The sequence below is a fragment of the Mycobacterium sp. HM-7 genome (assembly GCF_053852335.1).
Genome location: NZ_CM132657.1, coordinates 388,106 through 410,492, shown reverse-complemented (window position 1 = coordinate 410,492; position 22,387 = coordinate 388,106). Strand labels below are relative to the sequence as shown.

Here is a 22,387-nt window from a genome sequence, read left to right as displayed (position 1 = left end):
ATCACCGAATCTGAATCTAACATCAGGTTCAGGTTTGATCAATGACACGTCGAAAGGACCGCCAGCCGTGACCGTCGCGCCCCGCGAGCAGCTCCCCACCGCGCGGGGCCGCCAGACGCAGGCGGCGATCGACAGCGCCGCCCGCGCCGTCATTGCCCGCAAAGGCATTCTGGCGACCACCATTTCCGACATCGCGGCCGAAGCCGGCCGGTCCACCGCGTCGTTCTACAACTATTACGACTCCAAGGAGGCGATGGTCCATGAATGGGCACAACGCTTCCGAGACGAAGCCCGCGACCGGGCGCTACCCGCCACAGGCCCCGAACTGACCAACTGGGAACGCTCCCACCAGGCCGCCGCCGCGCACTGGGACACCTACCGGCACCGGCTCGCCGAGGTCATCGCCATCTCGCAATTGGCAATGGTCAACGACGATTTCGCGCACTATTGGGCCGAAATCTGCGAACTGCCCATCTCGCTGATCGTGTCGATGGTCAAACATGCTCAGCAGCAAGGCTTCTGCCCGGACGACAAGCCGCGGCTCGTTGCCGTGGCTCTGGTATCGATGCTGAACCAGTTCTGCTATACCCAATTGTCAGGCGACGGTGCCACTACCGCGGACGACGACGCCTGCGTCACCACGCTGGCCAACATCTTCTACCGGACCATCTACCACGAGGGGAATCCGCGTACATGAACAAACCCGGAAATTCGTCCGCCGCGGGAGTCACCCGAGAGTTCATCGGGATGGACTCACCGACCGCGCTGCGCGCCGGATCCGGTGGGCACCCCTGCCAGGGCATCTACTACCGAGGCATGGGCCGTAAACCCAAGGTGGCGATGATCGCCGCCCACTACCAGATCGACTTCTCCGAGCACTATCTCGCCGACTACATGGCCACGCGGGGCATCGGGTTCCTCGGCTGGAACACCCGCTTCCGCGGCTACGAATCCAGCTTCCTGCTCGACCACGCGCTCGTGGACATCGGCGTCGGGGTGCGCTGGCTGCGCGAGGTGGCCGGCGTGGAAACCGTTGTTCTGCTGGGAAATTCAGGTGGCGGATCGCTGATGGCCGCCTACCAGGCCCAGGCCCTGTCCCCCCACATCACCCCGCTGGACGGCATGCGCCCGGCCGCGGGCGTCTACGACCTGCTACCGGCCGACGGCTACATCTCCAGCGCCGCCCATCCCGGCCGCCCGGATGTCCTCACCAACTGGATGGACGGCTCGGTGACCGACGAATCCGACGCACTGGCAACAGATCCCGATCTCGACCCCTTCGACGAGCGCAACGGCCCGCCCTTCTCCCCCGATTTCGTCCAGCGGTACCGCGACGCGCAGGTCGCCCGCAACCACGCGATCACCGACTGGGTGGAGGCCGAGTACGCACGCGTGCGCGCGGCAGGCTTCCGGGACCGCCCCTTCACGGTCATGCGGACGTGGGCCGACCTGCGCATGATCGACCCCACGCTCGAACCCACGAAGCGCCCGGCCAATCAGTGCTATGCGGGCACCCCGATCCAGGCCAACCGCTCGGCCAACGGCATCGCCGCCGCCTGCACGCTGCGCAGTTGGCTGACCATGTGGAGCCTGCGGCACGCCCAGACCCGCGCCGAGCCGCACCTCGCACTCATCGACAACCCCGCGCTGGTGATCAACGCCGAGCAGGATTCGGGCGTGTATCCCTCTGATGCGCAACGCATCTTCGACGCGCTGGCCACCACGGACAAGACGCTGCACGCCATCGACTCCGACCACTACTTCACGACCCCGGGCGCCCGCAGCGAACAGGCAGATCTCATCGCCAAATGGATCGCCAAGCGGTGGCGGTGAGCCCGCCCGTACGGGTGCTGGCACACTTCACGCCCGGCCCACGGGTCACCGAATTCCTTGCCCCGCTGCAGGATCTGATCGACGTCCGATACTGCGCGGCAGACGACGACGCGACGTTCTACCGGGAGCTGCCGGACGCCGATGTGCTGTGGCACGTGCTGCGGCCGGTCAGTGCCGACGACCTGGAACGGGGCCGGCGGCTCAAACTGGTCCACAAGATGGGCGCCGGCGTCAACACCATCGACGTCGACGCTGCGACCCACCTCGGCATCGCGGTCGCCAACATGCCGGGGGCCAACGCGCCGTCGGTCGCAGAGGGCGCGGTCATGCTGATGCTGGCCGCCCTACGACGGCTGCCGGAACTCGACCGCGCCACGCGCGCCGGCACCGGCTGGCCCACCGACCCGAGCCTCGGCGAGACGGTCCGGGACATCGGCAGCTGCACCGTCGGCCTGGTCGGGTACGGCAACATCGCCAAGCGGGTCGAGACCATCGTCACCGCCATGGGCGCAGACGTCGTGCACACCAACACCCGTGGCGCACAGGGCCACCCCGGCTGGCGGTCCCTCCCCGACCTTCTTGCCGCCAGCGACGTCGTCTCGCTGCACCTGCCCCTCACCGACCACACCACCGGACTGCTCGACGCCGACGCACTGGGCCTTATGAAACCCGGTGCGGTCCTGGTCAACACGTCTCGTGGCGCAGTCGTCGACGAGCCCGCGCTGGTCTCCGCCCTGCGCGACGGACCGTTGCAGGCCGCCGGCCTCGACGTCTTCGCCACCGAGCCCGTCGACCCGGGCAATCCGCTGCTCGCCCTGAGCAATGTCGTCGTCAGCCCACACACCACCTGGTACACCGCCGACACCATGCGGCGCTACCTGGCCGAAGCGGTCGGCAATTGCGAGCGACTCGCCGCCGGACAGCAGTTGACGAACGTAGTCAACGAGGTGCACTTCTAGACACCCGTCCAGTGGGTTACTCTCGGAACCAACCGACCAGTTATTTGGTCGGGTGCGTCAACCACGCCCACAGCAGGTCACAGGAGGCAACGATGCCCATCGCGATCATGTCCGAGCACAACGATCTGGCCGCTTCGGTCCGATCCCTGGTGGCGCGGGTCGCGCCCTCCGAGGTGTTGCACGAAGCCCTCGAAACCCCGATCAGCAACCCGCCGCCGTACTGGAGTGCCGCGGCTGACCAGGGCCTGCAGGGCCTGCACCTGTCGGAAGCCGTTGGCGGACAAGGCTTCGGCATCCTCGAACTGGCGATCACCCTGGCCGAGTTCGGCTACGGCGCCGTCCCCGGCCCGTTCGTCCCGTCGGCCATCGCCAGTGCGCTGATCGCCGCGCACGACCCCAAGTCGGCCCTGCTGCCGGGCCTCGCGTCCGGCGAGACCATCGCCGCGTACGCCCTGAACTCGGGCCTGACCGGCACGACTCAGGGTGACGGACTCGTCGTCAGCGGTGAGATCCGCGCCGTGCCCGCGGCCGCACAAGCGGCCCTTCTGGTGGTGCCGGTCGAAGACCGGTGGGTGGTGCTGGACACCGCGACACTGCAGATCGACCCGGTCCAGAGCGTCGACCCCTTGCACCCCGTCGCGCATGTGCGCGCCGACGCCGTCACCGTCGGTGCCGACCGGGTGCTGTCCGGGCTCACGCACACCCATGCCCGCGCCCTGATCACCACGCTGCTGTCGGCCGCGTGCGTCGGCGTCGCACGGTGGGCCACCGACACCGCCGCCGAGTACGCCAAGATCCGGGAGCAGTTCGGCCGGCCCATCGGTCAGTTCCAGGCCATCAAGCACAAGTGTGCCAACATGATTGCCGAGACCGAGCGCGCCACCGGCGCCGTCTGGGATGCCGCCCGCGCACTCGACGAGCATGCGTCCGGCGACGCCGACTCCGACTACCAATTCGCCGCCGCGGTGGCCGCCACTCTGGCACCCGTCGCCGCCCAGCACTGTGCGCAGGACTGCATCCAGGTCCACGGCGGCATCGGCTTCACCTGGGAGCACGACACCAACGTCTACTACCGGCATGCCATCGCACTGGTCGCCGGTTTCGGCCGCGCCGCCGATCACCCCCGGCAGGTGGTGGACCTGGCCACGACCTCCGGCATGCGGTCCATCGACATCGACCTCGACCCTGACACCGAGAAGCTGCGCGCGGAGATCCGCGCGGAAGTTGCTGCGCTGAAAGCTATTCCGAGCGGGCCGGAGCGCAACACCGCGATCGCCGAAGGCGGTTGGGTGCAACCGCACCTGCCGACGCCCTGGGGCCGGGCCGCGGAGCCGATCGAACAGATCATCATCGCCCAGGAATTCAGCACCGGAAAGGTCCGGCGCCCGCAGATGGGCATCGCGGCGTGGATCATCCCGTCGATCGTCGCGTTCGGCACCAACAAGCAGCAGCAGGACTTCCTGCCGCCGACGTTCCGCGGCGACATGATCTGGTGCCAGCTGTTCTCCGAGCCGGGCGCCGGCAGCGACCTGGCCAGCCTCACCACCAAGGCCGTCAAGGTCGACGGCGGCTGGCGCATCACCGGCCAGAAGATCTGGACCACCGGCGCCCAGTTCTCCGCGTGGGGCGCGCTCCTGGCGCGCACCGACCCCAACGCGCCGAAACATCAAGGCATCACGTACTTCCTGCTCGACATGAAGAGCACCGGCGTCGAGGTCAAGCCCCTGCGTGAGCTCACCGGCAACGCGATGTTCAACACCGTCTTCATCGACGACGTCTTCGTCCCCGACGACATGGTGCTCGGCGAGGTGAACCGCGGCTGGGAGGTCAGCCGCAACACCCTGACCAACGAGCGGGTTTCGATCGGCAGCAGCGAGCCGCCGTTCCTGGCCAGCCTGGAGCAGTTCGTCGAGTTCCTGCGGGACGGCGAATTCGACGAGCTGCAGCGGCACGAGGCCGGCAAGCTGATCGCCGAGGGCCACGCGGCCAAGCTGCTCAACATGCGCTCGACGCTGCTGACCCTCGCCGGTGGCGATCCCATGCCGGCCGCGGCGATCTCCAAACTGCTTTCGATGAAGACCGGCCAGGGCTACGCCGAATTCGGGGTCGCGTCATTCGGCAGCGACGCCGTCATCGGCGACCCGCAACAACCGGCGGGCAAGTGGGACGAGTACCTCTTGGCCGGCCGCGCCACCACCATCTACGGCGGCACCTCCGAAGTGCAGCTGAACATCATCGCCGAGCGCCTGCTGGGCCTGCCCCGCGACCCGTAACCGGCACCTGCCACCCGTCGGAAAACCCCCATTTCAGTGCAGAAATGGGGGTTTTCCCTACTGCCTGCGGCCCTTCATCCAGGTGTACCGTTGACGTAGACGGAAACATTTTTGGTGGTGATGACCATGACCACAAGAGAGCTGACGACCCGTGCGTCGCGCGTGCTCAGGCCGGTGCTGATAGGTGCCATTGCGATCGCGTTCACGATCGTCCCCACGGAACTACGCAGTCCGGCGACAACCCTGCAGGCGACCGGTGACCCCTGCGTCAACGGCGTCGTCCCGTGGAACCCCTATGTCGTGAACTGCAACCTGCCGGCGCGCAACACGCCAAAGGTGCGCGGCGCGGCTCCCGACGCAGGCGCGATCATCGCGTGCCACGACAAGCCGGGCTGCCTGTCCTGGTACGTCAACAACTAGGTACCTAGAGGTCCATTTCGCGTAGTGCGCGCTTGAGGATCTTGCCCGTGGGGTTACGCGGCAACTCGTCGAGGAAGACGACCTCACGCGGAACCTTGTAGCGCGCCAAGTGATCTCGGACGTAGGCCTTGATGTCGTCCTCGTCGACAGTCGCACCCTCGGACTTGACCACGAAGGCCCGCAGCCGCGCGCCGAAGTCCTTGTCGTCGACGCCGATCGCGGTCGCCTCCACCACATCGGGGTGTCCGCTGATCAGGTCCTCGACTTCGGCGGGGAACACGTTCTCACCACCGGACACGATCATCTCGTCGTCACGGCCACTGACGAAAAGCAGACCGCGCTCGTCGAAGTAGCCGACGTCCCCCGACGACAGCATCCCGTCGATGATCTCCTTGCCACCGCCGCCGGTGTATCCCTCGAACGGGAAAGTGGTGCCGACGAAGATGCGCCCGACGCTGCCCTGCGGCAGTTCGTTGCCGTTGTCGTCGAAGATCTTCACGCGGACGCCCTTGACCACCGGACCGACGGTCGCCGGATTGATGGACAGGTCCTGCGGACGCGCAATGGTGGCGAACGAGATCTCCGTCGACCCGTAGAGGTTGTAGATCACCGGGCCCAGATCCTTGAGGGCCCGCGTCGCCAGCTCGGCCCCCAACTGTGAACCCGACACGAACACAATGCGCAGGCTCGACAGATTCGGCTTCGGCGAGGTCTTGTCCAGCTCGTCGAGGATGCGCGACAACATCACCGGCACCACCACCATGGCGGTGACCCGGTGCCGTTCGATGTCGGCGAGCACCGTGGCCGGCTTGAACCGGCGACGCAGCACCAGCGTGCTGCCGAGCAGCATGGCGATGGTCGAGTGCAGGTACCCCAGCGCGTGGAACATCGGCGCGGGCAGGCTGGTGACCTCACCCGATTTGAACGGCACCGACGACAGCACGCCACCCACCGGGGCCAGCGACGGCGGGGCACTTCGGTTGGCACCCTTGGGGGTTCCGGTGGTGCCGCTGGTCAGGATGATGATGGAGGCCGCCTTCGCGACCTTCGGCGGCGCGAGACTACTGGTCCGGGCGACGACGTCGGCGAGGGATTCGTCGATGCTGTCCGACGGTTCCGGCTTGTCCGGGTTGTGCCCCAGCGCCCGCAGCTTGCCCAGGGGCGGCTCCGACAGCGCGACGGCGTCGGCGTATTCGTCGTCGTAGATGATGAGCTGAGCGCCCTCGCGCTCGGAGACCTCTTTGATCTGCGGACCCGAGAACTCGGTGTTCATCAGGATGATTCGCGCGCCGACCCGCGCCGCGCCGTATACCGAGATCAGGAACCACCGGTGGTTGCGGGCCAGGATGGCCACGCCTTCGCCGGCCTGAACGCCCTTGGCGCGCAACGCGTTGGCCGTCGCGTTCACCGCGTCGTCGAACTCCTGGAAGGTGATGTCGCCGTCGTCGTCGATGACGGCGGTGCGGTGCGGGGTGCGACGCGCGTTGAGCGCCGGGACCATACCGATCTCACCCCACCGGACGATGTCGGCCAGCATGGCCGCGATGTGCTGTGGCGATTCGAGTTTGAGCGCGCCGGCCTCGAACATCTTCTTGGCGTAGTGCAGTTCGGCCGCGCCGCGGTCGACGTATTTGCCGACCGATTTCTCCAAAGTTTCCTGAACCTTGTTTGCCACCTGCGATGGGAGGTCGGTCAGCTTCGCCATGAGCCAACAATATGTGACACCACGGGTAACGCGGCGGGAACTCCGTCTCCAATTACGATGACTTCATGGGTGACTCGCGGTCCCTCGACGTGGGCGGGCGCGAGGTTGTCGTGAGCAACCCCGACAAGGTGATCTTCCCTGAACCCGGGGTGACCAAGCTCGACCTCGTCAACTACTACCTGTCCGTCGCCGACGGCGCGCTACGCGGCGTGGCACGACGCCCCATGATCCTGAAGCGGTTCGTGAAAGGCATTGCCCAGGAAGCGATATTCCAGAAGCGCGCACCGGAGAAACGGCCGGACTGGGTCGACGTCGCCGAGCTGAAATACGCCTCCGGCACCTCGGCGAAGGAAGCTGTCATCGACGAGGCCGCCGGGCTGGTGTGGGCGGTTGGCCTCGGGTGCATCGACTTCAACCCGCATCCGGTCCGGGCCGACGACCTGGAGCACCCGGACGAACTGCGCGTCGACCTGGACCCCATGCCGGGTGTCGAGTGGCCGCAGATCGTCGACGTCGCCATCGTGGTGCGCGACGTACTCACCGACTACGGGCTGACGGCATGGCCCAAGACGTCGGGCTCGCGCGGCTTCCACATCTACACCCGGATCGAGCGGAACTGGCCGTACAAGCAGGTGCGACTCGCCGCCCAGACGGTGGCCCGCGAGGTCGAGCGGCGGGCCCCTGACCTGGCGACCAGCCGATGGTGGAAAGAGGAACGCCAGGGCGTCTTCGTCGACTTCAACCAGAACGCCAAGGACCGCACCGTCGCGTCGGCGTACTCGGTGCGGTCGCGTCCCGACGCCCGGGTCTCGACACCGCTGTTCTGGGACGAGGTCCCCAGCTGTCGCCCCGAGGAATTCACGGTGTCGACGGTGCCCGCCCGGTACGCGCAATTCGGTGATCCATGGGCGGGGATGGACGACGCTGCCGGCGGCCTGGAGGGGTTGCTGGCGCTGGCCGAAGAGCTCGGTCCGATGCCCAAAACCGAGAAACCCGAGGGTGGCGCGTCGGGCGACGGGCGCCGGACGTCGCAGATGCCGCTCATCGAGGTTGCCCGCACCAAGACCCGCGACGAGGCCATGGCTGCCCTCGAGGTCTGGCGGTCCCGCCATCCCGACGCAGCATCTGCCCTGGAAGCCATCGATGTTCTGGTTGACGGCATGCGCGGACCCAGCTCGATCTGGTACCGCATCAGGATCAATCTGCAGCACGTGCCGGACGAATTGCGGCCGCCACAGGAGCCTCTCATCGCCGATTACTCGCCGTGGGTGGGTTACCAGGGCCACCAAGGGCACCGACCGTGAGCGTTACCCCGCCGAGACCATGTTTGCTAGCTGGAGCAATCACACTTCTTAGCGATGATTTAGGACTTACTCCCCGGTACCTTAACTTGGCCACATAGCTTCGATCTCGAGCCGAAGAAACGACACAGCTGTCGGGCGTTCGGCGACATCGAAGGGAGGCATCACATGGCTGTAGTGACAGGCAAGGCCACCGGCGACGCAACGACGTCCGCCGCTTTCCGCTATGGCAATCCGGCGGTCGCCTGCGGCGACGCCGAGGTGCGCGCCCAGTGCCGCCAGTTGGCGACGGTACTCACCGTCACCGGAGTCATCGACGAAACTGATGTGGACCTGGTTGCGGCGCAGGCACGGCGCTGCATCCTCCCCGAGAAGCCGTTCATCTTGGACCTGAGCGGGGTCACCTCGTTCGCAGTGTCCTGTGTCGAACTGCTCGACAAGGTCAACGACAGCTGCATCGCAGCAGGTAATGAGTGGTCCCTCATCGCATCCCAGCCGGTTTCGACCGCCTTGCTGGCCTGCGGCGCAGAGTCCGCCTTCCCGACCGCAACCTCCGTCTCCGAAGCGCTGCACCATTTCTCGGACAGCATGTACGAGCGTCGCCGGTTGCTGCCGTTCCTCACCAAGAAGTCCGCGTAAGACAGGAACTGAATATGTTGATCGATCTCCGCTGGCTGAGTGCCCTGCTTCATCACCACCGTCGCAAGACGCATCTCGCAACGCCGGCTTTCTGACACCTTCGACCTCCAACACGGTGCCGACACCAATCTGGTGTCGGCACCGTGCTTTTGTCTGGGGGCCTCGACGCCTGCGGGGCGCGCCGGCGAGCTATTCGAAGTCGATGCGCACGATCGCGCTGTCGTCCCAGACATCGCGGTTCCGCGCCTTGCGCCACTTCTCCCGCAACGGCAACCCGGCGTGCACCTGCGTGACGCCCGGAATCGGCATCAGCGGCACCAGATTCCACTGCCACCCGTAGCGCCGGTGCAGTACGCGGTTCGCGTCGGCCGCGGCCGGATCGTCGAGGATTGCCGCCGTTCCCGCGAATGCCGTTGCGCCGCTCAGCTTTCGGCCACGGTAGTCGCACGCGGTCAGTTCGACTCGTGGATTCGCCCGCAGCCGTGCGGTTTTCGGGCCGCGTTTGGTGCGGAACACGATCGAGTTCTCCGCCACCGCGAACCAGATCGGCGTGTCGACTGGGCCGCCGTCCTTCTTGTAGCTGCGGAGCACCGCGTAGCGGGTGCTGCGCAGTTCGTCGATGGTCGATCGCTGTGCGTTGGTAGCCATGCGGACAGTGAACGACTTAGAGTTGACTCCAAGTCAAGGGCTGTCGAGGAGGGTCATGGCCACGTTCACCATCGGCGAAGTGTCGGCGCGCGCCGACGTCGCCGCGACGGCGTTGCGGTACTACGAACAGATCGGACTGATCCCTGCGCCGGCGCGAGTCGGGGGCCAGCGGCGCTACGACGAATCCGTCGTCGACCGGCTCAGCGTCATCCGGCTGTGCAAGACCGCCGGGTTCTCACTGGAAGAGATTCAGCTGCTGTTCGCCGACGACGCCCCCGGCCGCCCCGCCAGCCGCGCGCTGGCCGAGACCAAACTCGCCGAGATCGACGCCAAGATCGCCGAACTGCACCTGGCCCGCGCAATCGTCGAATGGGGCATCCAGTGCACCTGCCCGTCGATCGGCGCCTGTAGCTGCGGCATTCATCCCGTCAAGCCCTGGACGGCTCGACCCGCCTGACCACTTCTGTGGGTCAGTGCCCGCTCGGACGGGCACCGCCGACTTCCGCCGGCAATGGCGGCGGCAGCGGCGTGGTCGGTACCGGTGCGGGCGCGCCGGTGACCGGTGTGGTCGGCGTGCCCACCGGCGCCTGAGCAGGCGCGGGTGTTGCGGCCGCCGTTGCGGACAACGGCCCGCCGCTGCGGAAGAAGGTCATGGGCTCGGACCTGATGGGCTGCGAACCCGCACTGATATCAAGCGATTTCGCGGTCACGGTATAGGTGATGCCGTCGCTCGTCGCGATGTAAGCGCCCCGGCCGTCCGTACTGGCGGCGCTGATCAGCTTCGCGCCGTCGCTGATCCGGACGCCGCGATACTGGTACGCACCGCCGGTGCTCTTACAGATGGCGACCCGTGACGAGGCGGTGCTCCCGAACGCCACCGCGCTGTCTCCGGTCGGGCAGCGCGCCGTCGAGTCGACGAACCCCTGGGCGTCCGTCGCGGGGTCAGCCGACGCAGCCGGGCTTCCGGCCAGCCCCAGCAGCGCACCGGTCAGGGTTGCAGCCGCCAGCCCCGCAACACGAAGCGTGAAGAGTGACATCAGAAGCACCAGATCACACCACGACCGGTTCGGCGAGCACCCACACCGCATTACTGGCAAATAGTTAGGACTTCAACATTGCGCCTGTGCGTGGGCAGAACGTCACACAAACGCCGTCGGCCGTCGGCCGGTCGGTGAATTCTTGGAAAACTTCAGCTTGATTTATTTGCCTTGCCAAGCAAATAGCGCACATACGAGCAGGTCAGGCCACCGAAGCCGGTTTTCGCCCAGCTAGAGGGGAGTGCCGGTATCGGCTACCTTCAGACCGCCAAAGTCCGATCTGTATCACGAACACCGGGGACCATCATGCAAACTGTCGCTCGCCCAAGAGTTATGCCAGTTCTTAAGTCGTCGCTCGTAGCCGGGATGTCTGCGGTGGTCGTCGCAACTGCGTCGGGCGCTGTCACGCCTCAGGTGACGCACACCAACGTGGCCGCCGTCTACGCCGCGCCGGCAGCCATCTCGACGTACGCCGAGAAGTACTACCTGACCGCCAGCCCGCTCGACCTGCTGGGCCTGCCGTTCCAGGCGTTCTACCAGCTCTACACCCAGACCGCAGCGGTGATCGCGCCGTACATCACCCAGGCCAATGCCGCCATCACCTCGGCGCTCGCGCCCGCCATCGCGCTGTGGACCCAGGCCGCCCAGCTGCCCACGACCCTCATCACCACGGCGAACAAGGCCATCACCTCGGCGCTCGCGCCGGCCATCGCGCTGTGGAAGACCGTCGCCACGGCACCCGCCACGCTGATCAACGGTCTCAACACGATCATCAAGGGCTTCTGGCAGGGCGCCGCCCTCACCTCCCTCCCGCAGGCCATCATCACCGTCGTGACGAAGGCGTTCCAGCAGCTCCTCGCGACGCCGGCGGCCATCATCAATTCGCTCGCCGCGGTCACGCCCGTGGCAGCTGTCAGCAAGGTCGCCGCGGCAACCCCGCTGGCTGCCGCGACGGTCAGCCCGACGACCCAGACCCAGACCCTGTCTCTGACCGCCAAGCCGGCTGCCGCCGGAGAGACGGCCACCACGGGCGAGACGGGTAAGACGTCGCCGGAAGCCGGCACGACGGACAAGACTCCCGCCGCGGCCACCGAGACCGACAAGAAGGCCGAGAGCACCGCCGCCCCCAAGACCGAGGGCAAGGCTGACGAGAAGTCCACCGACAAGGCCACCGACGCCGACAAGACGGGCACCAAGTCCGAGGACAAGACCGGCACGAAGCCGGACGCCACGGACACGGGTGCCAAGGACACCGACACCAAGGACACCGACACCAAGAGCACCACCAAGCCGGACACCAAGTCCGACAGCAAGTCCGGTGCCGACAAGTCGTCTGACGACACGTCCACCAAGGCGGACGCCGGCAAGTCGAAGAAGGCAGGCAAGTCCACCACGAAGAGCGGCAAGCACAGCGCTCCCGAGGGAGCCAGCGGTTCGGTCTCGGTGCCCGCGGGCTCGACCGGCGGCAAGCACCGTGCCCCCGAGGGCGGCGGCGCGTCGCACGCGTCGAGCAGCAGCAGCCACGACAGCTAGCCAGTAGCGCAACAACATTGAGGGCTGTGGCTTCGAAAAGCCACAGCCCTCAATGCATTCCCGCCCACGTTCAGTAGGCGAGGTTCACCCCTCAGTAGCCAGGAATCGCCGGCACGACCGGTGCGGAAGCCAGCTGCAACGGCGCCTGCGCTGCAGGCGCCAGCAGACCCGGTGCGGGCACGGTGACCGCCGGCGCGGTGGTCAGGCCCGGCGTCGGAGCCAATGGCGCGGTCGCGGCACCGAGTACACCGGGGACCGGAGCTGTCGCAGCCCCCAACGTGCCGGGCAACGGTGACGTCACCGCACCCAACGTGCCGGGCAGCGGCGACGTCACCGCACCCAGCGTTCCCGGCACCGGAGCCGTGGCCGCGCCCAGGACGCTCGAAACGGGCGTCGTAGCGGCGCCCAGCGTGCCCGGAACCGCGGCGGTGGCGTTCGTGAGGTTCGGCAACCCGACGGACGGCATGCCAGGCAGCCCTGGCGGTGTCACCGGCAGGCCGCCGTTCATCAGCGCCGGAATGTTGCCATTGGCCAGCGCTGTCATGAAGGCCGGGCACTGGGTCTGGATCGCAACCTGCGTGGCGAACCCGGCCAGCGGCGGTGCGATGCCGCCGTTACCGCTCATCTGGGTTGCCGTGCTGGCCATCTGGCTGCCCGGTTGCACCAGCAGCGGGCAGATCGAGGTACCCACCTCGGCAATCGCGCTGCTGACGGGCCCGTTGTTGCCGATGCCGACATCGTTGAGCGCGTCATGGACGACGTCGGCGTGGGCGCGCGGTCCCCACATGAGGGCCGCGGCCACGATCGCCCCGGCCACCACGACAGGTCGCAGCACCGCGGCAGACGTCGCGATGACATCCACCGAGCCGACCTGTGTCCTACCGGTCTTCGGCCGGCCCGTGCGGGCGGCCACCGGTCGTCTGCGGTACGTCACTTCAGTAGTTGCGGTCATCAGACGCTCCCTGTTCCTGAGTGCTCGGCGCCACACTGGGCACTGGTTTCACTTCGGTAACGGTGAGCTACAAATGTCACAGAAACAACACGGACCGATAACCGTTCGAACCCTATGCGTTTCGCTACGTTGATCTCTGAGACCGGACTGAAATTCTGTCCCCTTTTCTTATGTGGCCTTCAACTCAATAACACCACTAGTCACATTTGCCCCATTAACACCTTTTGACACAATTTGAAAGAGGCGTCAATAGTCGGCCGGATTCACGACTTTCGCGCCGGCGTACGGCAGTCGGCTGGACCCCGTACACACTCCGCATCAATTGACGCCGGAGTAGGCCTTGGTTTGTTCATAGGTAATGGTCAGACGGGTGTGACATACTGCACTTTGGTCAGAAAAGGGGAGGTGATCTCCGCGTGATGCCCCACGCGCGGCTGTTCGCCGCCTCCAGCCTCGTCACAGCGGGCTTACTGGCGCTGGGTCCCGAAGCCGTTGTGGCGTTGGCGGACACCGACAGCGGCAGCTCCAGCACAGGCGGCTCGACCACCGGCAGCTCCGGCACCACCGGCACCACTACGGGCACGACCACCGGCGGCACTACCACCGGCTCGGATACGTCCACCACGACCGGCGGCAGCACCACAACCGGCTCCACGACCACCGGATCGTCGACCAGCTCCACGACCGGCAGCAGCTCGTCACCGAATCTGCAAACCACCCTGGGCGGCATGGTCGGCCAGTTCACCCGCATCATCCAGCACCCGACCAGCATCATCGGCGGAGCGCCACTGACCGGCCTCGTCCCCGGCGTCAAGCCCAAGCCCGGCCAGAACGCTCCACTGCTCCCACCCGGCGCCTCGTCGACGTTCTCCGCATCTGTTCCCGCGCCGACGAACGGAGCGCCGCAGCCGTCGGCCGCCGCGGCGCCGGAGCCCACGAAGAACAGTCAGGACGCCAACGTCGCGACCGAACCCAAGGCCCCGCTGGCGCAGCTCCCGCTGGCCGTCGCTCAAGTTCCGTTGACGGCGCTCGATCTCGTCAAGACCACCATCCCGACGGTCGTCGAAGCGGTCCCGATCCCAGGTCTCGCAGCCCTGCCGGTCTTCGCCGATGCCCTGATCAACCCCATCGAGAGCACCGTCCGAGACCTGGCCGTCGCCGCTTCCAACCTGCCCTTCCTGCAGTACACGCCGGGCATGCCCGCCATCCAGTTGCCGCCGGACAACCGCACGCTCCAGCTGAACGCCCCGCAGATGCCGAAAACCTTTGGCGCAAGCACTGATTCGGTACCACGCGACATCTCGCCGGGCACCCCGGGCACCCTCGACAAGCCGGTCCCGCCGGTCCAGCCCCGTGACGTCTTCGCCGCCGAGACCCATCTCGTCGCCGCGAAGGACTTCCGGCCGGGTTATCCGGACTACCTGCGGGCCGCCGGCCTCAGCGAAGTTGCGGCGGTCGCCGTCCCCGGATTCGCCGGCATCATCACCCTCACCGCAGCCGGCGGGTTGATCGGATTCCGGCAGGCGCGCGCCACCTCATCGGCACCCGCGCGCGCCCAACGATTCGTCAACTAGGCCCTGGCAGGTTGGCTGCCTCGGCAGCCACAGATTTCGGCCGAGCACTCCCCCGGATGTCACCAACCGGCAAGAATTGGACTCGACCGGAATAACCCGGCTTCCTCAATCCGTTGGGAATCGACGTGACCGAACATGAACTGAGCCCCACCGACTGGGTGCGCAAGCAGACCGAACAGATTCTGGCGCAGGGCACCACCGATGGCGTGCAGATCCTCGATCGGCCGGTGGTGCTGTTCACCACCACCGGAGCCAAGTCCGGCAAGAAGCGTCTCGTGCCGCTGATGCGGGTCGAGCACAACGGCCGGTACGCCCTGGTGGCATCCAAGGGCGGCGCTCCCGAGCACCCGTCCTGGTACCACAACGTCAAGGCCCACCCACAGATCACGGCGCAGGACGGCGACAAGGTCATGGAGCTGACCACCCGCGAACTCGAGGGTGACGAACGGCAGGAGTGGTGGGACCGCGCTGTCGAGGCGTACCCGCCCTACGCCGAATACCAGACCAAGACCGACCGACTGATCCCGGTCTTCATCGCCGAATAGCGTCCCGCTCCTCCACCGCAAGCAGCCGCCGCGCGGACCGCAGCAAGATGCGGTGGAGTTCGTCGTCGGGGATGTCCTGCAAGTCGGGATCCATCGCGCTGCCGTAGACGCCCGAGATGACCAGTGACATGGTCACTCGGGTCTCTACGTCTATGCCGTCCATTCCGAGCACCCGACGGAGGCGCTGGTTGATGGCGCTGCATTCCTCATGCGAGTTCACCAGGGCGTCGATGGCCGGGTCGCGATAGAAGACGGCTGTCACGCGTCGGTGCCGCACCGCGAGCTCGACGAACCCGGCGATCGCGGCTTCCTGGCGGGCCGGGCCACTCTCCTCGGCCTCGATCGCGGTGGCGAGCTCATCGAGGTCGGCGAACACCGGCCGGATCACGGCCAGCACTATGTCGTCCTTGGAGTGGAACTGGTAGTAGACGGAGGCCTTGCTGACCCCGAGGTGATCGGCGATCATCTGCAACGATGTGCCGTTCACGCCGTGGTCCGCAAACAACGCCAGGGCCGCTTCGATCACCCGTGCACGCGCGGATCCGCGTGGCCCCACCGATTTGGCCAATCCTCGCTCCCTGTTCACCGGCGACCCGCATCGGTCGTCGTGTAGCCGCCGTCACCGCTGTCGCGGCGACGTCACGTGCGTCACAGGCGATGCCCCGATGTGGGCACCGACCTGCATCAATCGAATCGCTTAACTTGTCTAAGTTTACCTTGGTGGATACTCTGAGTCTGCCGATCGGCAGATTGAAATGTGACACAGCTGGGCGCGCCACACAAACGGTACGCAGCGTCCCAGCTCACATGGTCCGCCGAGGCATGTCGAGCAATCGAAGGACGGGGAGGTCAGCATGACCAAGGAGATCACTGCATGATCGGCAACGCGCTCAAGAAGGCGTGGATTCCCTTGCTCATCCTCGCCGTGGCCCTCGTCGCCGGTTTCACCGTGCAGCGCGTACGCGGCTACTTCGGCCAGAACCCCGTCATCGTCACCCCACGCAACTTCGCCGACGACGCCAAACCGTTCAAACCCAAGGTCGTCACCTACGAGATCACCGGCGAACCCGGCGCCTACGCCGACATCAACTACCTCGACCTGGACGCCAAACCGCAACGCGTCGACCACGCCATGCTGCCCTGGAAACTCGTCCTGTCCACCACCGCACCGGCCGCGTCGCCCAACATCGTCGCCCAAGGCGACGGCGACTCCATCACCTGCACCGTCCACGTCGACGACGAACTCAAAGACACCCGAACCTCCACGGGCGTGCACGCCCAGACCTTCTGCCTGGTGAAATCTGCATGAGCAACCACAGCCTCGACACCCCGACCGACTCTTTCCCCAAAGCCGAGCCGCCACCGCATCGGCCGCTGATCCCCCGCCTCATCCGCACCCTCGCGCTCCCGGTCATCGTGGCCTGGATCGGCATCGTCGTCGTGCTCAGCACGATCGTCCCGGGGCTCGACGAGGTCGGCAAGATGCGCTCGGTCTCGATGTCGCCGCACGACGCGCCATCGATGATCGCGATGAAGCAGGTCGGTTCCGACTTCAAGGAATTCGACTCCGACAGCTCGGCCATGGTGGTGCTGGAGGGGCAACAGCCGCTGGACGCCGCTGCCCACGCGTACTACGACCAGATCGTCGCCAAACTTCAGGCCGACACCGCACACGTCGAGCATGTCCAGGACTTCTGGAGCGACCCGCTGACCGCGTCCGGCTCGCAGAGCGCGGACGGCAAGTCCGCCTACGTGCAGGTCTACCTGCGCGGTAACCAGGGCGAATCGCTGGCCAACGAGTCCGTCGAGACCGTCGACAAGATTCTGAAGAGCGTCCCCGCCCCGCCCGGCGTGAAGAGCTACGTCACCGGCGCGGCGGCCCAGGCCTCCGACATGAACGTCGCCGGCGACCGCAGCCTGAAGGTGATGGAAGCGGTTTCGTTCGCGGTCATCATCATCATGCTGCTGCTGGTCTACCGGTCGGTCATCACGGTGCTGATCGAGCTGTTCATCGTCATGGTGCTCGTGGGTGCAGCCCGTGGCCTGGTGGCCGTGCTCGGCTTCTACAACGTCATCGGCCTCTCGACCTTCGCCACCAACCTGCTTCCGATGCTGGCGATCGCGGCAGCGACCGACTACGCCATCTTCCTGATCGGCCGGTATCAGGAGGCGCGCACGGCGGGGTTGTCCAAAGAGGACGCCTACTACGACATGTATCACGGCACCGCGCACGTCATTCTCGGTTCGGGTCTGACGATCGCCGGTGCGACATACTGCCTGCACTTCACCCGGCTGCCGTATTTCCAGACGCTGGGCATCCCGCTGGCCATCGGCATGGTCACCGTGGTGCTCGCCGCGCTGTCCCTCGGCCCGGCCCTCATCACCGTCGTCACCAAGTTCGGCAAGACGCTGGAGCCCAAGCGCGAGATGCGGGTGCGCGGCTGGCGCAAGATCGGCGCCGCGATCACCCGCTGGCCGGGCCCGATCCTGGTCGCCACCATCGCCGTGGCGTTGGTCGGCCTGGTCGCCATTCCCGGCTACAAGACGAGCTACGACGATCGTCAGTACATGCCCGCGGACCTCACGTCCAACGAGGGTTACGCGGCCGCGAACCGGCACTTCTCCCCGGCCCGCATGAACCCCGATCTGCTGTTGGTCCAGACCGACCACGACCTGCGCAACCCGGCGGACTTCCTGGTGATCAACAAGATCGCGAAAGCCGTTGTGGCCGTTCCCGGTATCGCCCAGGTGCAGGCCATCACCCGGCCCGAGGGCACGCCCATCGAACACTCGACCATCCCGTTCCAGCTGGGCATGCAGAGCACCACGCAGGTGATGAACCAGAAGTACCAGCAGGACATGATGGCCAACATGCTCAAGCAGGTGGATGACATCCAGGTGAGCATCGACACCATGACGAAGATGCAGGCCATCACGGTTCAGATGTCGACCATCATGGACAGCATGGTCGGCAAGATGCACGGCATGTTGAGCGACATCGAAGACCTGCGCAACCACATCTCCGATTTCGACGACTTCTTCCGGCCGATCCGCAACTACCTGTACTGGGAACCGCACTGCTACGACATCCCGGTCTGCTGGTCCATGCGCTCGGTCTTCGACACCCTCGACGGCATCGACACCATGACCGACGACTTCCAGACGGTCGTCCCCGACATGGACAAGATGTCCGCGCTGACGAAGCAGATGGTCACGGTCATGCCCCCGCAGATCGAGACCATGAAGAACATGAAGAAGTACATGCAGATGATGTACGCCACCCAGAAGGGGCAGCTGGATCAGCAGGCCGAGGGCCAGAAGAACTCCAGTGCCATGGGTGAGGCCTTCGACAAGTCGAAGAACGACGACTCGTTCTACCTGCCGCCGGAGGCCTTCGACAGCGCAGATTTCAAGCGAGGCATGAAGAACTTCATCTCGCCGGACGGTAAGTCGGTGCGGTTCATCATCCAGCACGAGGGCAATCCGCTTACCCCCGAAGGCATCTCGCACATCGATGCCATCAAGCAGGCCGCCAAGGAGGCGATCAAGGGCACGCCGCTGGAGGGCTCCAAGATCTACCTGGCCGGCAGTGCGGCAACCTTCCGCGACATGGCCGAGGGCTCCGACTACGACCTGATGATCGCCGGAATCTCGGCTCTCGCACTGATTTTCGTCATCATGCTGATCATCACCCGGGCCGTGGTGGCCGCCTCGGTGATCGTGGCGACGGTGGCCATCTCACTGGGCGCGTCGCTGGGTATGTCGATACTCATCTGGCAGTACCTGATCGGCCTGCCACTGCACTGGATGGTGATACCGATGTCGGTGATCATCCTGTTGGCCGTGGGCGCGGACTACAACCTGCTGCTGGCAGCCCGGTTCAAGGAAGAGATCCATGCCGGCCTGAACACCGGCATCATCCGGGCCATGGGCAGCACCGGTTCGGTGGTCACCAACGCCGGCCTGGTCTTCGCCTTCACCATGTCGTCCATGATCATCAGCGAGCTGCGGATCATCGGCCAGGTGGGCACCACGATCGGCCTGGGTCTGCTGTTCGACACCCTGGTCGTCCGGTCGTTCATGATGCCGTCGATCGCGGCCCTCATGGGCAAGTGGTTCTGGTGGCCGCAGATCGTGCGTCAGCGTCCGGTGCCGGTGCCGTGGCCGACCCCCGCCGAGAAGGCCGACGCGACCGTCTGACCCGTCGTACCGAAGGCGCCGCGCTGAGATCACTTCTCCGCGCGGCGTTTTGGTATGTGGCAGCGGATACGTAGCGCGACGCGATACTCACCCGGGCACCACCTCTGACGCAAAATGCCCGTCTCCATGCGACGGGGTTGTCGCATGGAGACGGGCACAAGCGGGATGTCCGGTTGGAGTGGCAGGGCCGGCTCCTGGCGGGCGATGGCAACAGCCGCGCGCCGACCGCCGGCGCGGCGCTACCCGGCCGGGTGACTCAGGCGCCGAAGCCGCGGCCCGCGGACCACGCGAACAACGCGTAGGCCGCCGAACCCGACATCTGGTGGATTTCGGCTTCCGTGCCACCGAGTTCGCGGATGCGGTCGGCGAAGGTCGACTCGATGATGTCCGAAGACATCGACAACAACTCGGCCAGCGTCGCGTCCGCCGCCGACGGCGCCGACTCGATCTGGTTCGGCAAATGCGCTACTGCTCCCACGACCACTCCTGACTTCAAACTGATTGATTCAGCTATCTAATTTTATCGGCTAAGTACCGGCCGTGACGAGGACTTTTGCCGTGACTTTCACCAGCATACCAAAGGTATTGTGGCGTGCGTCACATCGACACGACCGTCATTGAACTTTGACCGCATCGTTATCACCACTGGTCCCACGGCACACTCCAGTCGCCGTTCTGCCACAGCTGCAAGGGCTTGCCGCCGGTGTTCCGCACCTCGACCACGTCGCCCGGCACAGAGAAGTTGTAGAACCACTGCGCGTTGGCGCCATTCAGGTTCAGGCAACCGTGACTGGTGTTGGTGTTGCCCTGGGCCCACACCGTCGCGTCGAGCTGGTGCAGGTACACACCGTCGGTGCTGACGCGCACGGCGTACGGGATGGTCTCCTTGTACCCGAGGTGGTTGTTGATCGGCAGTCCGTACGTCGACGAGTCCATGACCACCGGATTGCTCTTGTCGAGCACGGTGTAGACCCCCGGCTGAGTCCAGAAACTCAGCGTCTTGCCGTTCACGGTTTCGGTGCCGCCGCGGCCCATCGAGGTCGGCATGGTCTTCACCAGCGCGCCGCCGTCGTAGACGCTGACCTTCTTCGTCGCGTCATCGGCGATCGACACGTGGGAGGCGCCGATGGTGAACGTCGGACCCCCGGCCACCGACACCACGGTGCCCGGCGCCCAGTACTGCGGCGGGCGCCAGTGCGCGGTCGTGTTGTTGACCCAGTGCCAAGACCCGGTCACCGGCGGGTTCGCGGTCACCACGAGGTCCCGCGCGGCAGCACCCTCATCAACCGGGGCGGCGAAGTGCGCGACGATCACCGTTCCGATGCCGTAGGTGGCACCGTCCCGAATCGGCGCCCCCGACGTCATGGTGAAGGAGACCGGCGGCGGGCCGGGAGGTGGTGCGTCGTCGTCTGCGGAGGCCACCGCGGAGGGGACGAGAAGGACTGTGGACATTGCTATTACAAACGCGCGTGCCGCCAACATGCGGTCACAGTACCGATGCGCCATTCGCCACCCCCTCTCCGGTGAATCCCTCGCTGTGCCAGCAACATTAGGGACGGGTACTGAGGGCGGCTTAGTCTGCGCCTAAGAATCGGCTGAGTGGCCGGGTAACGCGCGCCACAGTGCCGTCCGGGGCCGCCTCGGCATCACGGTCCGTTGCCGTCCAAGGCGCACCGTGGTCGGTGACCTAGCATCGTCAGCAATGGTTCACAGGCCTGACGACTCCCCCGCGGTCCCGGTCAAGACCGCCGACCTGGTGTTGTCCGGTGGCGGCGTCAAGGCAATCGGATTGGTCGGCTCTGTCGTCGCGCTCGGTGACGCGGGCTATCGCGTCGGCCGAGTATCCGGGACGTCGGCCGGGTCCCTGGTGGGCGCTGTGATCGCCGCCGCGAACCGTCATCAGCCGGCCGGCTGCCAGCTCAGCGGCGACCAACTCCAGGAGCTGGCGATGTCGCTGCCCTATCGCAAGTTCCTGGATCCCGTTGGCACCAGCCGAATCCCGGTGCTCGGCAAGTACTGGACCGCCTTCCGCGGCCAGGGGATGTATCGGGGCGACGCCATTCACGACTGGGTTGACGGCGAGCTGCGGAATCTGGGCGTACGGACATTCGGCGATCTGGCGCTCGACGACCGCGAGCTGCCGCCCGAGCAGCGCTACCGCCTGGTCGTCACGGTCGCCGACATCACCCGCGGCACGCTGGTCCGGCTGCCGTGGGACTACCGCCGGATGTACGGCCTCGATCCCGACGAACAGTCCGTCGCGGATGCGGTGAGTGCATCCATGGCGATCCCGTTCTTCTTTCGTCCGGTGACGATCACGAGCGGCTCGGGCACGACGTCGACGCTGATCGACGGCGGACTGCTGTCGAACTTTCCGATGTACTCACTGGATCGCACCGACGGAAAGGTCCCGCGCTGGCCCAGCTTCGGCATCACCGTGACGGCCCAGCGCGCCGCGCAGGGCGACGGCGACCCGGGTCCGGGCCTGGCACCGGTCGTCGATCTACCTGGAGCTCCGCGGCTCTTGGAGAACCTCATCAACACCGCACTGCTCGGTCATGACCAGACCTATCTCCGCCAGCCCTCCGTCGCGGCCCGAACGATAGTGGTCGACGCGGCCGGCATCGGCTACCTGAATTTCGACATTTCCCGCGCGGATCGGCGGCGGCTCTATGACAACGGATACTCCGCCGCAAAGGAATTCCTGAATACGTGGGACTGGCCGGCTTACCTACATCGATTTCACGCGGGTTCAGCGTGAATTCACT

Annotated in this window: 20 protein-coding genes and 1 pseudogene; 14 read left to right on the top strand and 7 right to left on the bottom strand. The window is 66.1% G+C overall.

Annotation, left to right across the window (positions count from 1 at the left end; all coding sequences use genetic code 11):
- Window positions 1-67: 67 nt before the first annotated feature.
- From ACWW1C_RS01865 to ACWW1C_RS01845, 5 genes are all read left to right on the top strand, one after another.
- Window positions 68-697, top strand: a complete 630-nt coding sequence (locus ACWW1C_RS01865; RefSeq protein WP_455981847.1) for a TetR/AcrR family transcriptional regulator — start codon at window positions 68-70, stop codon at window positions 695-697.
- Window positions 694-1,833 carry an alpha/beta hydrolase gene (locus ACWW1C_RS01860; protein WP_455981846.1) on the top strand — a complete coding sequence of 380 codons (1,140 nt, stop codon included), beginning with the start codon at window positions 694-696 and terminating at the stop codon, window positions 1,831-1,833. Before ACWW1C_RS01865 ends, ACWW1C_RS01860 begins: the two co-directional genes overlap by 4 nt.
- Window positions 1,809-2,792, top strand: coding sequence for a 2-hydroxyacid dehydrogenase (locus ACWW1C_RS01855; protein ID WP_455981845.1), 984 nt, complete (start codon window positions 1,809-1,811; stop codon window positions 2,790-2,792). The genes ACWW1C_RS01860 and ACWW1C_RS01855 overlap by 25 nt, the downstream gene beginning before the upstream one ends.
- Window positions 2,793-2,884: 92 nt before the next feature.
- Window positions 2,885-5,065: an acyl-CoA dehydrogenase gene (locus tag ACWW1C_RS01850; RefSeq protein WP_455981844.1), complete on the top strand. Its 2,181-nt coding sequence runs from the start codon at window positions 2,885-2,887 to the stop codon at window positions 5,063-5,065.
- 126 nt (window positions 5,066-5,191) lie between these two features.
- Window positions 5,192-5,485, top strand: coding sequence for a hypothetical protein (locus ACWW1C_RS01845; RefSeq protein ID WP_455981843.1), 294 nt, complete (start codon window positions 5,192-5,194; stop codon window positions 5,483-5,485).
- 4 nt (window positions 5,486-5,489) lie between these two features.
- Here ACWW1C_RS01845 and fadD2 read toward each other — a convergent pair whose 3' ends face one another.
- Complete coding sequence (fadD2, locus tag ACWW1C_RS01840) at window positions 5,490-7,190, bottom strand: long-chain-fatty-acid--CoA ligase FadD2 (RefSeq protein ID WP_455981842.1); 1,701 nt, start codon at window positions 7,188-7,190, stop codon at window positions 5,490-5,492.
- A gap of 65 nt (window positions 7,191-7,255) precedes the next feature.
- Between fadD2 and ligD the strand changes: the two genes are divergently transcribed.
- Window positions 7,256-8,494 (top strand): non-homologous end-joining DNA ligase, encoded by a 1,239-nt coding sequence (gene ligD / locus ACWW1C_RS01835; RefSeq protein WP_455981841.1) that lies wholly within the window; start codon window positions 7,256-7,258, stop codon window positions 8,492-8,494.
- Window positions 8,495-8,659: 165 nt separating this feature from the next.
- A complete protein-coding gene (locus tag ACWW1C_RS01830) occupies window positions 8,660-9,130 on the top strand; it encodes an STAS domain-containing protein (protein WP_455981840.1) in 471 nt (156 codons plus the stop codon).
- A 189-nt stretch (window positions 9,131-9,319) separates the two neighbouring features.
- Here the strand turns inward: ACWW1C_RS01830 and ACWW1C_RS01825 are convergent, their stop codons facing one another.
- The gene (locus ACWW1C_RS01825) at window positions 9,320-9,778 is read right to left on the bottom strand and encodes a PPOX class F420-dependent oxidoreductase (RefSeq protein WP_455981839.1); all 459 of its coding nucleotides are present in this window, start codon (window positions 9,776-9,778) and stop codon (window positions 9,320-9,322) included.
- A gap of 55 nt (window positions 9,779-9,833) precedes the next feature.
- Here ACWW1C_RS01825 and ACWW1C_RS01820 point away from each other — a divergent pair, with 55 nt between their 5' ends.
- Window positions 9,834-10,235 (top strand): MerR family transcriptional regulator, encoded by a 402-nt coding sequence (locus ACWW1C_RS01820; protein ID WP_455981838.1) that lies wholly within the window; start codon window positions 9,834-9,836, stop codon window positions 10,233-10,235.
- A gap of 13 nt (window positions 10,236-10,248) precedes the next feature.
- Here the strand turns inward: ACWW1C_RS01820 and ACWW1C_RS01815 are convergent, their stop codons facing one another.
- Entirely contained in the window at window positions 10,249-10,815 is a 567-nt protein-coding gene (locus tag ACWW1C_RS01815; RefSeq protein WP_455981837.1) for a hypothetical protein, read from the bottom strand.
- Window positions 10,816-11,190: 375 nt separating this feature from the next.
- Here ACWW1C_RS01815 and ACWW1C_RS01810 point away from each other — a divergent pair, with 375 nt between their 5' ends.
- Window positions 11,191-12,348, top strand: a complete 1,158-nt coding sequence (locus ACWW1C_RS01810) for a hypothetical protein (RefSeq protein WP_455981836.1) — start codon at window positions 11,191-11,193, stop codon at window positions 12,346-12,348.
- 91 nt (window positions 12,349-12,439) lie between these two features.
- Here ACWW1C_RS01810 and ACWW1C_RS01805 read toward each other — a convergent pair whose 3' ends face one another.
- Window positions 12,440-13,300 (bottom strand): hypothetical protein, encoded by an 861-nt coding sequence (locus tag ACWW1C_RS01805; RefSeq protein ID WP_455981835.1) that lies wholly within the window; start codon window positions 13,298-13,300, stop codon window positions 12,440-12,442.
- 416 nt (window positions 13,301-13,716) lie between these two features.
- On the opposite strand from ACWW1C_RS01805, the gene ACWW1C_RS01800 reads away from it, so the two are divergent.
- The gene (locus ACWW1C_RS01800; RefSeq protein ID WP_455981834.1) at window positions 13,717-14,874 is read left to right on the top strand and encodes a hypothetical protein; all 1,158 of its coding nucleotides are present in this window, start codon (window positions 13,717-13,719) and stop codon (window positions 14,872-14,874) included.
- 125 nt (window positions 14,875-14,999) lie between these two features.
- Window positions 15,000-15,419, top strand: a complete 420-nt coding sequence (locus ACWW1C_RS01795) for a nitroreductase family deazaflavin-dependent oxidoreductase (protein ID WP_267324513.1) — start codon at window positions 15,000-15,002, stop codon at window positions 15,417-15,419.
- On the opposite strand, the gene ACWW1C_RS01790 is transcribed toward ACWW1C_RS01795, so the two are convergent.
- A complete protein-coding gene (locus ACWW1C_RS01790) occupies window positions 15,406-15,987 on the bottom strand; it encodes a TetR/AcrR family transcriptional regulator (RefSeq protein WP_455981833.1) in 582 nt (193 codons plus the stop codon). The two genes, ACWW1C_RS01795 and ACWW1C_RS01790, sit on opposite strands and share 14 nt — an antisense overlap.
- Before the next feature lie 306 nt (window positions 15,988-16,293).
- Between ACWW1C_RS01790 and ACWW1C_RS01785 the strand changes: the two genes are divergently transcribed.
- Both ACWW1C_RS01785 and ACWW1C_RS01780 read left to right on the top strand, forming a co-directional pair.
- Complete coding sequence (locus ACWW1C_RS01785; protein ID WP_455981832.1) at window positions 16,294-16,728, top strand: MmpS family protein; 435 nt, start codon at window positions 16,294-16,296, stop codon at window positions 16,726-16,728.
- Window positions 16,725-19,619, top strand: coding sequence for an MMPL/RND family transporter (locus ACWW1C_RS01780; protein WP_455981831.1), 2,895 nt, complete (start codon window positions 16,725-16,727; stop codon window positions 19,617-19,619). Before ACWW1C_RS01785 ends, ACWW1C_RS01780 begins: the two co-directional genes overlap by 4 nt.
- Window positions 19,620-19,875: 256 nt before the next feature.
- Here the strand turns inward: ACWW1C_RS01780 and ACWW1C_RS01775 are convergent, their stop codons facing one another.
- Both ACWW1C_RS01775 and ACWW1C_RS01770 read right to left on the bottom strand, forming a co-directional pair.
- The gene (locus tag ACWW1C_RS01775) at window positions 19,876-20,097 is read right to left on the bottom strand and encodes a hypothetical protein (protein WP_455981830.1); all 222 of its coding nucleotides are present in this window, start codon (window positions 20,095-20,097) and stop codon (window positions 19,876-19,878) included.
- Between the two features lie 161 nt (window positions 20,098-20,258).
- A pseudogene (locus ACWW1C_RS01770) lies at window positions 20,259-21,014 on the bottom strand (L,D-transpeptidase); the annotation flags it as partial.
- Between the two features lie 307 nt (window positions 21,015-21,321).
- On the opposite strand from ACWW1C_RS01770, the gene ACWW1C_RS01765 reads away from it, so the two are divergent.
- Window positions 21,322-22,380, top strand: coding sequence for a patatin-like phospholipase family protein (locus ACWW1C_RS01765; protein ID WP_455981829.1), 1,059 nt, complete (start codon window positions 21,322-21,324; stop codon window positions 22,378-22,380).
- Window positions 22,381-22,387 lie beyond the last annotated feature (7 nt).

What these genes read in the sequence shown, in the direction of transcription:
- ACWW1C_RS01845 (WP_455981843.1), top strand. Translation starts at nt 5,192, where the DNA reads ATGACCACAAGAGAGCTGACGACCCGTGCGTCGCGCGTGCTCAGGCCG.
- ACWW1C_RS01815 (WP_455981837.1), bottom strand. Translation starts at nt 10,815, where the DNA reads ATGTCACTCTTCACGCTTCGTGTTGCGGGGCTGGCGGCTGCAACCCTG.
- ACWW1C_RS01785 (WP_455981832.1), top strand. Translation starts at nt 16,294, where the DNA reads ATGATCGGCAACGCGCTCAAGAAGGCGTGGATTCCCTTGCTCATCCTC.
- ACWW1C_RS01830 (WP_455981840.1), top strand. Translation starts at nt 8,660, where the DNA reads ATGGCTGTAGTGACAGGCAAGGCCACCGGCGACGCAACGACGTCCGCC.
- ACWW1C_RS01850 (WP_455981844.1), top strand. Translation starts at nt 2,885, where the DNA reads ATGCCCATCGCGATCATGTCCGAGCACAACGATCTGGCCGCTTCGGTC.
- ACWW1C_RS01805 (WP_455981835.1), bottom strand. Translation starts at nt 13,300, where the DNA reads ATGACCGCAACTACTGAAGTGACGTACCGCAGACGACCGGTGGCCGCC.
- ACWW1C_RS01825 (WP_455981839.1), bottom strand. Translation starts at nt 9,778, where the DNA reads ATGGCTACCAACGCACAGCGATCGACCATCGACGAACTGCGCAGCACC.
- ACWW1C_RS01860 (WP_455981846.1), top strand. Translation starts at nt 694, where the DNA reads ATGAACAAACCCGGAAATTCGTCCGCCGCGGGAGTCACCCGAGAGTTC.
- fadD2 (WP_455981842.1), bottom strand. Translation starts at nt 7,190, where the DNA reads ATGGCGAAGCTGACCGACCTCCCATCGCAGGTGGCAAACAAGGTTCAG.
- ligD (WP_455981841.1), top strand. Translation starts at nt 7,256, where the DNA reads ATGGGTGACTCGCGGTCCCTCGACGTGGGCGGGCGCGAGGTTGTCGTG.
- ACWW1C_RS01855 (WP_455981845.1), top strand. Translation starts at nt 1,809, where the DNA reads ATGGATCGCCAAGCGGTGGCGGTGAGCCCGCCCGTACGGGTGCTGGCA.
- ACWW1C_RS01780 (WP_455981831.1), top strand. Translation starts at nt 16,725, where the DNA reads ATGAGCAACCACAGCCTCGACACCCCGACCGACTCTTTCCCCAAAGCC.
- ACWW1C_RS01765 (WP_455981829.1), top strand. Translation starts at nt 21,322, where the DNA reads ATGGTTCACAGGCCTGACGACTCCCCCGCGGTCCCGGTCAAGACCGCC.
- ACWW1C_RS01820 (WP_455981838.1), top strand. Translation starts at nt 9,834, where the DNA reads ATGGCCACGTTCACCATCGGCGAAGTGTCGGCGCGCGCCGACGTCGCC.